Source organism: Mesorhizobium sp. M0011 (genome assembly GCF_040324155.1).
Classification (GTDB): domain Bacteria; phylum Pseudomonadota; class Alphaproteobacteria; order Rhizobiales; family Rhizobiaceae; genus Mesorhizobium.
In genome coordinates, this window is the sequence record NZ_JAMYVQ010000003.1 from 133,046 (window position 1) to 145,704 (window position 12,659).

At 64.1% G+C, this 12,659-nt stretch carries 11 protein-coding genes; 2 read left to right on the plus strand and 9 right to left on the minus strand.

Translation table 11 applies throughout. From position 1 onward, the window contains the following. Positions 1 to 276 carry a hypothetical protein gene (locus NKK51_RS04665; RefSeq protein WP_023809374.1) on the minus strand — a complete coding sequence of 92 codons (276 nt, stop codon included), beginning with the start codon at positions 274 to 276 and terminating at the stop codon, positions 1 to 3. A 146-nt stretch (positions 277 to 422) separates the two neighbouring features. Here NKK51_RS04665 and NKK51_RS04670 point away from each other — a divergent pair, with 146 nt between their 5' ends. Further along, entirely contained in the window at positions 423 to 2,444 is a 2,022-nt protein-coding gene (locus NKK51_RS04670; RefSeq protein ID WP_352551475.1) for an amidase, read from the plus strand. Positions 2,445 to 2,785: 341 nt separating this feature from the next. Here the strand turns inward: NKK51_RS04670 and frp are convergent, their stop codons facing one another. From frp to NKK51_RS04710, 8 genes are all read right to left on the minus strand, one after another. Continuing rightward, positions 2,786 to 3,130, minus strand: a complete 345-nt coding sequence (gene frp / locus NKK51_RS04675; protein ID WP_023809376.1) for a fluorescence recovery protein — start codon at positions 3,128 to 3,130, stop codon at positions 2,786 to 2,788. A gap of 61 nt (positions 3,131 to 3,191) precedes the next feature. Continuing rightward, positions 3,192 to 3,839: a ThuA domain-containing protein gene (locus NKK51_RS04680; RefSeq protein ID WP_023809377.1), complete on the minus strand. Its 648-nt coding sequence runs from the start codon at positions 3,837 to 3,839 to the stop codon at positions 3,192 to 3,194. A 42-nt stretch (positions 3,840 to 3,881) separates the two neighbouring features. After that, the gene (locus tag NKK51_RS04685) at positions 3,882 to 4,904 is read right to left on the minus strand and encodes an LLM class flavin-dependent oxidoreductase (RefSeq protein ID WP_352551660.1); all 1,023 of its coding nucleotides are present in this window, start codon (positions 4,902 to 4,904) and stop codon (positions 3,882 to 3,884) included. 70 nt (positions 4,905 to 4,974) lie between these two features. Next, the gene (locus NKK51_RS04690) at positions 4,975 to 5,862 is read right to left on the minus strand and encodes an ABC transporter permease (RefSeq protein ID WP_023809379.1); all 888 of its coding nucleotides are present in this window, start codon (positions 5,860 to 5,862) and stop codon (positions 4,975 to 4,977) included. Then, a complete protein-coding gene (locus NKK51_RS04695) occupies positions 5,859 to 6,818 on the minus strand; it encodes an ABC transporter permease (RefSeq protein WP_023809380.1) in 960 nt (319 codons plus the stop codon). Before NKK51_RS04695 ends, NKK51_RS04690 begins: the two co-directional genes overlap by 4 nt. Before the next feature lie 7 nt (positions 6,819 to 6,825). Further along, the gene (locus NKK51_RS04700; RefSeq protein ID WP_352551478.1) at positions 6,826 to 8,463 is read right to left on the minus strand and encodes an ABC transporter substrate-binding protein; all 1,638 of its coding nucleotides are present in this window, start codon (positions 8,461 to 8,463) and stop codon (positions 6,826 to 6,828) included. A gap of 34 nt (positions 8,464 to 8,497) precedes the next feature. Further along, positions 8,498 to 9,274, minus strand: a complete 777-nt coding sequence (locus NKK51_RS04705; RefSeq protein WP_352551480.1) for a DUF427 domain-containing protein — start codon at positions 9,272 to 9,274, stop codon at positions 8,498 to 8,500. A gap of 21 nt (positions 9,275 to 9,295) precedes the next feature. Then, entirely contained in the window at positions 9,296 to 10,654 is a 1,359-nt protein-coding gene (locus NKK51_RS04710; RefSeq protein ID WP_352551482.1) for an LLM class flavin-dependent oxidoreductase, read from the minus strand. A 191-nt stretch (positions 10,655 to 10,845) separates the two neighbouring features. Between NKK51_RS04710 and NKK51_RS04715 the strand changes: the two genes are divergently transcribed. Then, positions 10,846 to 12,654 carry a dipeptide ABC transporter ATP-binding protein gene (locus tag NKK51_RS04715; RefSeq protein ID WP_352551484.1) on the plus strand — a complete coding sequence of 603 codons (1,809 nt, stop codon included), beginning with the start codon at positions 10,846 to 10,848 and terminating at the stop codon, positions 12,652 to 12,654. The last annotated feature ends 5 nt before the right edge of the window (positions 12,655 to 12,659 follow it).

The following is a 12,659-nucleotide window of genomic DNA, read 5'->3' on the forward strand; positions in this document are numbered from 1 at the left end:
CTACTTCCCACAGTGATGATCGTTGATCTTGTTCAACGCATTCGCGTCGGGTCCGACGCGATGATAGGAGCACGCGCCGGCTGCTGTCGTGACCAACTGCTGATCGTAGTAGCGCGGGCCGCCGAACAGGATGTCGATGAGATCGCCTTCGGCGGGAACGTAGCGTTCGGAGTGGACCCGGCGGTCGTGATACCGGTCGCCAGCGAAAGCCGGGGCGCAAACGCTTGAGCCCATGGCGACAGCGAGAGCTAGGATCGCAACGCATTTCGTGGTCATCGCCAATACCCTCCTGGCCATTTCCGGAATCACACCATACATCCAAAACCGCCAGCCGGACAAAAGTTCCGGAGATGACCGCGATAGGCTCTTGCCGAAGCCAGCTGCCTCGCTCATCCATGGTGCGTGGAAATGTGGGACCCGTGATGACCGATGCCGGCTTTCATCTCGTCGAAGCGACGATCGACCAATTGCGCCGCGCGCTCGATGACGGCACCGTCACCAGCGTCGAACTGGTCGGGGCGTATCTCAGGCGCATCGCGCATTTCGACCGGCACGGCATCAGCCTCAATGCCGTCCCGTTGCTCAACCCTGGCATGTTCGAGGAGGCTGCCGCCTCCGACCAGCGCCGCCGCAACGGCACCGTGCTCGGGCCACTCGACGGCATCCCCTACACCGCCAAGGACAGCTACAAGGTATCAGGCCTGACGGTCGCCGCCGGCTCGCCGGCCTTCGAGCATCTCATTGCCAATGAGGACGCCTTCACCATCGCCCGGCTGCGGGCCAGCGGCGCGGTGCTGATCGGGCTGACCAACATGCCGCCGATGGCCAATGGCGGCATGCAGCGCGGCGTCTATGGCCGCGCCGAAAGTCCGTACAATGGCGACTATCTCACCGCCGCCTTCGCATCGGGCTCATCCAATGGCTCCGGCACAGCGACAGCGGCCAGCTTCTGCGCCTTCGGGCTTGGCGAGGAAACCTGGTCGTCCGGCCGCGCGCCGGCCACCAACAATGCGCTGGTCGCCTATACGCCGTCGCGCGGTGTCATTTCGGTGCGCGGCAACTGGCCGCTGGTCCCGACCATGGATGTCGTCGCGCCGCACACGCGCAGCATCCCCGACATGCTCGAACTGCTCGACGTGATTGTCGCCGACGACCCCGAGACGCACGGCGATTTCTGGCGCGCGCAGCCCTGGGTCAAGCTGCCGAAAAGCTCCGACGTGCGGCCGCCGCGCTATACCGACCTCACACTGGCGGGGTCGTTGAAAGGCATGCGGCTTGGCGTGCCCAGAATGTATATCGGCCGCGACACCGAGGCCGACAAGCCGATCGAAACCCGCGCCTCGGTACTTGCCCTGTGGGAGCAGGCGGCGGCCGATCTGAGGCGGCTTGGCGCCGAGGTGATCGAGGTCGATTTTCCCGTCGTCTCCAACTATGAACGCGACCGTCCCGGCGCGCGCAGCATGGTCGAGCGCGGGCTGGTGCCCCCAGAGTTCGCCGAGCGCGAGCTCTGGGACCTCTGCATCTGGGGCTGGGACGATTTTTTGCGCGCCAATGCCGATCCGGCGCTTCCCGATCTCGTCTCGGTCGATGGCCCAAAGATCTTCCCGCAACCGCCCGGCACGCTGTCCGACCGATACGAAGGCGGCTTCGACCTGAGGGTATATGTCGAGCGGGCACGGTCCGGCGTCACGCCCCTCGTGGACATTCCAACGCTGGAAGAGGGACTGAAGGGACTGGAAGCGACAAGGCGGATCGATTTCGAGGACTGGCTGGACGCGCAAGGCATCGACGCCGTGGTGCTGCCCGCCGCTGCCGATGTCGGGCCGGCCGATGCAGACATCGACGAGGCGTCCGCCGCCTTTGCCTGGCGCAATGGCACCTGGGTCGCCAACGGCAATCTGGTCTGGCGCCATTTCGGCATCCCCACCGTCACCGTGCCGATGGGTACGATGGCCGATATCGGTATGCCGGTCGGCCTGACTTTCGCCGGCAAGGCCTATGACGACGAAAGGCTGCTGCGCATGGCCGGCGATTTCGAACGCTCCACGCAGCGCCGCACCCGCCCGCCGCGCACGCCAGAACTTGCCGCCGATGTGTTTTCAGGCCGCCCCGCCCGAGCCGACGACAGCAAGGCGTCAGCGTTCGCCATCACGCTTGCCGCCGAGACGCGGCCTTTCGGCGATCAGGACGAGATCGTCATCACGCTCGACCTGCCAAATGAGGTGTCTGGGACGGCCTGCCTCAAGGTACATGTCAACGGAGAGGCCGTCGCGCTGCAGCGAAGCGGTGCGCGCTTCAGCGGGCACGCGCTCATTCCGGCCGCCGAGCATCAGCGCTTCCACAGCGTCTGGCGTGGCTCCTACGGTTCGATCGTCACAGCGGTGGTGTGGCTGGAGGATGGGCGCAGCGCCGGCGCCTATCTGGTTACGGGCGGGATTGGGTGAGGTTGCGCAATTCGTGCCTTAAGCCTCCCCGAATTCGTCATCCTAGGGCGGAGCAAGGAGCGAAGCGACGCGGCGCAGACCCTAGGATCCATGCCAGGACTGTGACCGAAGAATGCATCGGTCCAGAGCAATTGAGGTCAACTTTTCTTTCCAGATGCAGCGATTGCGACTGAAAGTTCTCCACCGTCGCACCGCACGGAAGTCGCGGCATGGATCCTAGGGTCTTCGCCACGTCGCTTCGCGACTGCTACGCCCTAGGATGACGAAGCGTGGGGTTCGCAAAAGTGTCGTCAATCAACGATCGCCAACCTCTCGCAGTTCTGGCAGCGCCGTTCCCCTCGTCATCCACTTGCAAAGCGACTCTCGACATAGGCCAGGTCCCGCTGAATGACATCCCGCTTGTCTTGCGACAGACCGCCAAGCAGCTTTTCATCGAGATATCCTGCTCGAATAAGCTGCGCGAACACGAAGAGAAGCTGCGAATAGCGATAGTCGAACGTGCGATCGATTTCCCGTCGCTGTTCACGCAAATAGCCTTCGAGCTCCCACATCTCGGAGGGCTGCGTCACCGCACTCGCCTTGCTTTTGAAGTCGGCCATCGTCTTTGCGAGCGCCGCCTCAAGAGCGGTATCGAAGGCATGGCGCGCGAGCTTCTTTTCGGATCCGGACCACTCGAAATCACTCATTTGATATCTCCATGGATGCCCTGTGAATTCAACCCAGGTTTTCACGAAAACGTGCCTGCTGCTACCCCCGCGCCGCCCAAAGCAAACCCCGCTCCACCATCAGCGCCATTTCCGGCACCGCGAACTCATCCGCCGTGTGACCAAGGGAACTGTAGAAAACCTTCCCCGCCCCATAGCGCCGTTTCCAGACGACCGGCATGACGACGCCGCCTATCCCCGGAAAATGCGCGTCGGTGAAGGTGGTGGTCGCCAGCACCTCGTTGCTTGGGTCGACATGCATGTAATATTGCTCCGACCGGTAGGCGAAATCGCTGATACCTTTTGTGATCGGATCGTCCGGCCGGGTGATGGCGACGTGATAGTCGATGATGTTGCCGGGATGCGCGACCCATTGACCGCCGGTCATGAACTGATAGTCGGGCTCGTTGCGGAAACTGTCGCCCATCGTCCCGTGGAAACCGCCGAGTCCGCTCCCCCCGAGAACCGCATGCGTCAGGTTCTGCAGTTCGGTCTTCTCGATCGTCGACATGGTGATGACGGGCACGATGAGATCGAATGACGACAGCTCCGGATCGGCGAACATCGCCGTGCCCTCGCCCAACGTGACGTCGAAGCCGTTTCGCTCAAGCAAGGTGCGAACGATCTTCGCGCTCTGCTCCGGCGTATGGCCCTCCCAGCCGCCCCAGGCGATCAAGGCCTTCTTTGGCATGGTGTACCTCCCTTGGAGCACTCCGCTTCGATCGATCCGGCGTCAGCGCCAGCCCAGAGCCGGCGCGACATGGGTCAGGATCGCCTCGATGACATGCGCATTATAGTCGACGCCGAGCTGGTTCGGAACGGTGAGCAGCAGCGTGTCGGCCTCGGCGATCGCCTCGTCCTGCGCCAATTCCTTGATCAGCACATCCGGCTCAGCCGCATAGCTGCGCCCGAAGATCGCCTTGGTGTTCTCCTCGATGAAGCCGATCTGGTCGCGGCTTTCGTTGCCGCGGCCGAAATAGGCACGGTCGTGATCGTCGACCAGCGCGAAGATGCTGCGGCTGACCGAGACGCGCGGCTCGCGCTTGTGGCCGGCCGCCTTCCAGGCCTCGCGATAGATGCGGATCTGCTCGGCCTGCTGGATGTGGAACGGCTTGCCGCTCTCGTCGAATTTGAGCGTCGAGCTCTGCAGGTTCATGCCGAGCTTGGCCGCCCATTCCGACGTGGCGTTGGTAGCCGCACCCCACCAGATCCGCTCGCGCAAACCCTCCGAATGCGGCTCGAGGCGCAAGAGGCCGGGCGGATTGGGGAACATCGGCCGCGGATTGGGCTGGGCGAACCCCTCGCCCCGCAGCGTCTCGAGGAAGACCTCGGCATGATGCCGCGCCATGTCGGCGTCGCTTTTGCCTTCCGGTGGCGCGTAGCCAAAATGGCGCCAGCCGTCGATCACCTGCTCGGGCGAGCCACGGCTGATGCCGAGCTGCAGGCGGCCGCCGGCGATGATGTCGGCGGCACCGGCATCTTCCGCCATGTAGAGCGGATTCTCATAGCGCATGTCGATGACTGCGGTGCCAATCTCGATGCGGCTGGTCTTGGCGCCAACGGCGGCCAGCAGCGGGAATGGCGACGCGAGCTGGCGGGCGAAATGATGCACGCGGAAATACGCCCCATCCGCGCCAAGCTGTTCGGCGGCGACGGCCAGCTCGATGGATTGCAAAAGCGCGTCCGATGGCGAGCGCACTTGCGATTGCGACGAGGGCGTCCAGTGCCCGAACGACAGGAAACCGATTTTCTTCATAGCCATGCGATATAAGGATGCGCGTCAGGCTTCAATGCCAAAGAGATTTTTCGACGCACCCGATCAAGGCTCATGCATCGCTGTTTTCGAAGGCGCCGATGCCTTGTGCGATAAGGTTGGTCGCCATGACCAATGAGACGATTGCCGCGGAATTGAAGACGACGACCCACCATTTGCCGCCGGTCAGGAAGCCGTAGCCGTCGGCGACGGCCAGTCCCCAGTCGGCCGATGGCGGCTGGATGCCGAGGCCGAGAAAGCTCAGCGTCGCGATCGAAAAGAACGCGTAGCCCAGCCTTGTGACCAGCTCGATCAAGATCGTTTCCCTGATGTTGGGCAGTATCTCCAGAAACATGATGGCGAGCGGGCCCTCGCCGCCAAGCCGCGCAGCGCTGACATAGTCGCGCTCCTTCTGCTCGCGCACGGCGGCGCGGACGGTGCGAGCCACCAGCGGCGCGTAGGCGATGCCGATCACCAGGATGACGGTCAGGTTCGACGGGCCGATCGCCACCAGCGTCATGGTGACGAGAACAATGAACGGAAACGCCATCAGCGTATCGAGCAGCCGCGCGCCGATGGCATCGACCAGGCCGTCGAAATAGCCGAGCACCAGACCGATGATGCTGCCGGCGGCAACGCCGGCCAGCGTCGCCAGCGGCGCAACCAGCAGGATATCGCGCGATCCGACGACTATGCGGGACAGCACGTCGCGGCCGAGATGATCGGTGCCGAACCAGTGCAGCGCATCGGGCGGCGTCAGCATCGCCAGAAAATCCTCGGCATAGGGATCGTAGGGAACGAAGAGGTTGCCGAACAGTGCGCAAACGACCCAGAACAGAAGCAGCAGCGATCCGACCACGACCGACGGGGCCAGTCCGGAGAAAACACTGCGGATCCTGCGCACTGCCGGAAAGCCGGCCACCGCGCGCCGTGGTGCGGGAAACTCCGCCAGATCCGTCATGGCGAGGTCCGGCGGCGTTGCCGCGGATCGAGCAGCGCCAGCACGAGGTCGCCGGCCGCCGCCGACAGCACGAAGATTGCCGCCATCACCAGCACGCCGGCCTCGAGCATCGGGAAATCGCGTGCCTTGGCCGCATTCAGAACCAGATTGCCAAGCCCCTGGATGCCGAACAGCGCCTCGATCACCACCAGCCCGCCAAGCATGTAGCCGGTCTGCGTCGCCAGCACCGCGATGGTCGGCGTCAGCGCGTTGCGCAGCACGTGCCGAAAGATGATCTCGCGCCGCTCCAGCCCTTTCAGGACGGCGGTGCGCGTATAGTCGGCGGCCATTGCCTCGATCACCCCTGCCCGCGTCATCCGGGCGATGTAGCCGGCAAGGTTCAGCACCAGCGGCAGCGCCGGCAGGATCAGATAATAGCCATGCGTCCAGAAGCCCGCGCCATCGGGCGCAACGCCGGAGATCGGGAACCAGTTCAGCCACAGGCCGAAGAGGATAAGGAGCATCAGCCCGGAAACGAAATCAGGCACGATGCCGAAGGAAACGCCCGCCATCACGATCAGCCGGTCGATCAGGCGGCCGGCATTGAGACCCGCGATGACGCCGGCCCCTACACCAAGCGGCACGAGAAAAATCAGAATAATGCCGGCAAGGGCAGCAGAGCGCTTGAGGCTTTCGAGCACGAACGGCGCCACCGGCCCGCGCATAGACAACGAGGTGCCGAAGTCACCGGTCACGGCCTTGCTGAACCATAGCCAGTACTGGACGAGAATCGGCTGGTCGGCGCCGAGCCGCTTGTTCAGTTCCGCCACCGCCTGCGCGTCGGCAAACGGACCGAGCATCACGCGGCCGACATCGCCGGGCAGGACCTGCCCGGCGAAGAACACCAGGATGCTGACCAGCCACAGCGTGAGGACAAGTGTGCCCACACGCGTTGACAAAGTGCGGCCCGTCAGCATGTCTCGATCATGCCTGGACGAAGGAAACGCGGTCGAGCAGCAGATGCGAGATCGCCGTGAAGCGCACGCCCTCGACCTTGGAGCTGACGACTTGGCTGTATTGCGAGAAGTAGCTGATGATCGCCGGCGTTTCGTCGAGCAGCAAGGTCTGGATCTTGCCGGCAACGAGGCGCTGTGCCTGCAGATCACGCGCCTTCGAGTAATCGAGCAGCAGCGCATCATAGGCCGGGTTGTTGAAATGCGCCGCGTTCCAGGCTCCCGAACTCTTCAGCGTGGCGTTGAGGAAGATGTCGGGAGTGCCGCGATGGCCGTAGTCGGTGATGCCGAGCACCGAATCCAGCCATGGCGAGCTGCCGAAGGTCGCCGAGCCGTAATAGGCGTCCTGCGGCAGGACATTGAGCTTGATGTCGATGCCGGCCTTCCTGGCGAAGTTCTGGATGATCACCGCATAGTCGGGAATGTCATAGGCGCGTTCGGTGGTCAGCGTCACCTCGACGCCGTTGGGCACGCCCGCCTCGCCAAGCAGGCGCTTGGCCTCGGCAATGTCTTGCTTGCGCTGCGGCACCGATGGATCGGCCGATGGGAAGATCGGCGCGAACGGGGTGTCGTTGCCGACGATGGCGCGGCCCTTCAGCAGGCCCTTGACGATCGCCTCGCGATCGAGCGTGAGCGCCAGCGCGCGGCGGACACGCTTGTCGGTGAACGGCGCCTGGTCGGTGCGCAGATGCACCTGGTCATGCGAGCTTGCCTGCACGCTCAGCAGCTTGAAATTGGGATTGCCCTCGATCGCCAGTTCCAGGCGGGTCGTGCTCGGGATGACGTCGAGCTGGCCGGCCTGCAGCGCCAGCACCTGCGCCTGCTCGTCGTCGAAAAACTTGATCTCGACCCGGTCGGGCAGCGCCTTGTCGCCCCAGTAGTCCTCATTGCGCACGAAGCTGGCGCCTTGCTTGGGACGGAAGGATTCCAGCTTGAACGGACCCGTGCCGTTGAAATTCTTCTCGAAATCGCCGGCATAGTCGGCCGGCAGGATCACGGCATTGTAGACGTCTGAGGAGACATAGAAGGGGAAGTTGCTGTTTGGGCCGTCGAGATCGAAGGCGACGGTTTCGTCGTCGACCAGCTTGGCGCCGCCCTTAGACAGGATGCCCTTGTAGGCCGACAGGGCCGACGAGCCGCTGGCCGGATCGACCAGCCGCTCGAAGCTCGCCACAACATCCCTAGCGGTGACCGCGCGACGATCGTGGAATTTCACCCCTGGCCGCAATTTGAAGGTCCAGCGACTGGCCGTCTCGTTTGCCTCCCAGGACAGAGCGAGCTTCGGCTGCAGACCATCCTTCGGATCGTCGAGGATCAGATACTCGCCGACCTGGCTGATCACCCCGATGCTGGCCGGATCGGTCACCGAAACCGGATCGATCGCCTTGGTCGGCTGGCCGAGCCCGACGCGAACCGTGCCGCCGGCAGCAGTCGCGGCGCGTGCGCCTCCAAGCCCCTGCGAGGCGGCAAAGCCGGTCAGGCCGAGCAGTGCGGCGTATTTCAGGAGATCGCGGCGCTTGAGAAAGCCGCCCTGATATTCGTCGACGGCGACATTCCAGATGTCCCCCGACAGGTTGCGAACTGCGTCGATATCTCTGCGTTTGGTCATGTTAAACCCCTGCTCTGAAATGAAGATTGAAATGCTATGCGACGGGTTCGCCGTCGAGATGGATGCGGTCTACGGCCTGCGGATAGAAGTCGATGAGCCCTTTGATCTTCGGCATTTCCTCTATCGGATCCCGGTAGCTCCAGGCGATGTCCGGGCGCACCGTTCCGTCGCTCAGCAGGCCGGACCAGTAGGAGGCGATGCCCTTGTAAGGACATCGCGTCGTTGTGACGGACGCCGTCAGCCGCTCCAGCCGGATGTCTTCCGCCGGCAGATAGAAACGCGTCGGCAGATGCGTCTCGAACAGCAGAACCGGACGGTGGCTGTCGGCGATTGGCTCGCCGTCGAACCAGATTTGCACATGGCTGGAGCTCTGCAGCACATCAATGCGTGCATAGGGATCGCGGGCGTGGACGAAGACTTCCTCTTCCTCCTCGAACCATTGGTCGACGGCTTTCCAGGTGAAGGCGATGCGGCCGGCCAGAGGCGCCAGGTTTTCATCCGGTGGCGACACGAACGCCCAGGCCGCGTTGGCGCTGCGCCTGTCACCGCTGTCGATATCCCAATAGGCGGTTTCGCCACCGACCGGGTGCGGTTCGCGATGCAATGAGGGTCTCAGCACCGACGGGTCGACCGCTGACGGCGGGAAGAAATAGATCGGCAGGAAATGGTTGGAGCGCAACACCTGCACGTTGCGGCTGTCGGCGATGGTGCGGCCGCCGAATTTGACGCGCACGCGCTTGGGGCTGTGCAGGACATTGACGAGCTGCGGCGCGGTGGCTTCGCGGGGCTGCAATCTTGGTGCAACGGTCATGATCGTTCTCCCGGCCTGCCGTCAGGACACCGCGCGCGCATTGTCGCGCTGTTCGGCGAAGCGATTGGCTGGTCGCGCCAGGCCGAAGCGGTCGCGCAACGTTCCCGGCGCGTATTCGAGGGGGAATACGCCGCGCCGCTGCAGCTCCGGAACCACCTGTTCGGCGAAATTCACCCAGTCCTCGGGCAGCAGCGGGAACATCAGGTTGAAGCCATCGGCGGCACCCGAAACGAACCAGTCCTGCAACTGGTCGGCGATCTGTACCGGCGTGCCGGCGACGGTCGGCACCGAACCGCTGTTGGCGAGCTTGCGCGCGATCTCGCGCAGGCTGAGATTCTGCTTCGCCCACTGCTTGACCCGGTTGAGCGATGTGCGCCCGCCATTGAACGTGCTTTCGTCCGGCAGCGGCGGCAGCGGCCCGTCCGGCGGGAACAGCGACAGGTCCAGCCCGCTCCAGCTCGACAGAAGGTCGATGCCGACCTGGTCGGGCAGCAAGGTCTGCAGATACTCCTGCTTCTCCCGCCCTTCCGCTTCGGAGGCGGCGACGATCGGCAAGATGCCGGGCAGGATCTTAAAGCTCTCCGGCCGCCTGCCGTGGCGGGCGAGGCGCTCGTTGATATCCTGCCGGTATTTTATGCCGTCTTCCTTGGTGCTGTAGATGGCGAAATGCGCATCGGCCTGGGCGGTGGCGAAGTTCTTGCCGTCCTCGGACGATCCGGCCTGGACGATCAGCGGATGGCCCTGCGGTGGCCGTGAGACGTTGAGCGGCCCGCGCACCTTGAAATGCTTGCCCTTGTGATCGATTGCGTGGACCTTGTCGGGGTCGGCGAAATAGCCCAACGCCTTGTCGATGAGCAGCGCCTCGTCTTCCCAGCTGTCCCACAGCGCCTTGACGATATCGAGGAATTCGGCCGCGCGCTCATAGCGGAACGCATGTTCGATGTTGCCGTCGCGGCCAAAATTGCGCGCCTCCTCGTCCATTGCCGAGGTGACGACGTTCCACGACGCCCTGCCCTTGCTGATATGGTCGAGCGAGGCAAACATGCGCGCCACATTGTAGGGCTCGCTGTAGGAGCTCGACGCCGTGGTGATCAGGCCAATATGCTTGGTCACGCCAGCCAGCGCCGACAGCAGCGTCAGCGGTTCGAGGCGGGCATTGGCATAGTGGGCGACGCCGCTCTTGACCGAATCCCAGATCGACACGTGGTCGGCGACAAAGATGGTGTCGATCCTGGCGCGTTCGGCCGCCTGCACGAGATCACGGTAGAACTCGAAGTCCAGCACCTCGCGGCCCGGCGCCCGCGGATGGCGCCACGACATTCGATGATCGCCCTGCGGGTTGAAGAAGAATGCGCTGAGGATCATGTGGTCTCGAGCCATGCCGGGCCTCCTTCCAGATCTGCTCCGGAGACCGTCGCGCTGCCTCGGCAGACGGCGACAATCTCTGCTGATGCGAGAAAGGTAGATTGCGCTCCGGCTTAATCCGAGTAATTTTATAGAGATAATGCATTGCGAAAGCGGAAGCGATTGCCCTTGATGGCGGCGCTGGAAGAAAGTGGTTTCAAGTCCCCATGTCCTCCTCGGTTCTGAACGTAGACCAGCTGTCCGTCGCCTATGACGGGCGCAAGGGATCGCATCCCGCTGTCAGCGGCGTGTCGCTGCACATCGGCGAAGGCGAAGCGCTCGGCCTGGTCGGCGAGTCCGGATCGGGCAAAAGCTCGGTGGCGCTCGCCATATTGCGATATCTGCCGAAGAACGCCCGCCTTGCCGCGTCAGCGCTTGAATTCCAGGGTCGGGAAATCCGCGACCTCTCCGCCGAGCAGCTGCGTCAGCTCAGGGGAAATCACATCGCCGCCGTCTACCAGCATCCCGGCGCGGCGCTCAATCCAAGCATGACGGTTGGCCGCCAGATCACCGAGACGATCATGCGGCACCGTCCGGTGCGCCTCGACGAGGCGCGCGACCGCGCCGCCGAACTGCTGGGCCGTGTCCGTGTCAGCCATCCGGAGCGTGTGCTGGGGCTCTATCCGCACGAACTGTCTGGCGGCATGCAGCAGCGCGCCAACATCGCCATCGCCATTGCGCTGGATCCGTCGCTGCTGGTGCTGGACGAGCCCACGACCGCGCTCGACGCCAGCGTTCAGTCCGAGATCATCGCCATCCTCCACGACCTGCGCAGGGATCACAAAACCAGCATCCTGCTGATCAGCCACGACATCCATATGATCCGCCGCTCCTGCGACCGGGTGGCGGTGATGCAGTCGGGCACGGTGGTCGAAAGCGGCGTCGCCGGCGATGTCTTCGACAACCCCTCTCATGCCTACACAAAGGCGCTCATCGCCTCGATCCCGGCGCTCAACTACACCAAGCCGGACGGAAGACTGGCGGAGACGGACGGCGTGCCAGCGCACCCGACAGCCCAAGGCGAAGACGCCGGCCTGCCAAAAGAACGCCGGATCGCGATCGCCTGCAAAGGCATCAGCCACGCCTTCGGCAGCCAGCAGGTGCTGCACCATGTCGATCTCGACATCGGCCAAGGCGAAACTTTCGGGCTGATCGGCGAGTCCGGTTCCGGCAAGTCGACCCTGGCCAGGATCGTCACCGGCCTGCAAACGCCCGATGCCGGATCGATCGAGCTGTTCGGCAGGACGGTCGCGCCGCGCGTCGAGAAGAGAAACCTTGCCGAACGCCGCGACGTGCAGATGGTCTTCCAGTCGCCGGATCGCACGCTCAACCCGCGCCAGCGGATAGGCCGCATCCTCGGCCGCCCGCTGCGCCGCCTCGCCGGCCTGCGCCGCAGCGAGGTGAGAGCCCGCGTCAGCGACCTGCTGGCCTCGGTTCGCCTCGCCGGCGCCACGGCCGAGCAGAAGTCGCGCTCGCTGTCCGGCGGCCAGCGGCAGCGGGCTGCCATCGCACGCGCCTTCGCCGGCGTGCCGAAGGTCGTCGTGCTCGACGAACCCACCTCCGCGCTCGACGTCTCGGTCCAGGCGACCGTTCTCAACCTGCTCAACGACCTGCAGCGCGACAAGGACACGACCTATCTGTTCATCAGCCACGACCTCAGGGTGGTGCGCTACATGGCCGACAGGATCGGCGTGCTCTATCGCGGCCGCCTGGTCGAGACCGGCTCATCCGACCAGATTTTTCGCGGCCCCAACCACCCCTATACCGAGCTGCTTCTGGCCGCATCCTCCAATGAGGCCGAGCCAAAGACATCCGCTCCCATCGAGATCGAGGCCGTTGGCATCCCAAACACGGGATGCTCCTTCGCCGACCGCTGCCCCCTGGTCCTGCCCGATTGCCGAAAGGCGGAACCATCAGCCACAGAGGTCGCAGCCGGCCACCGGATCGCGTGCTGGCGGCACGGCCAGGGTTTTTGAGCGGC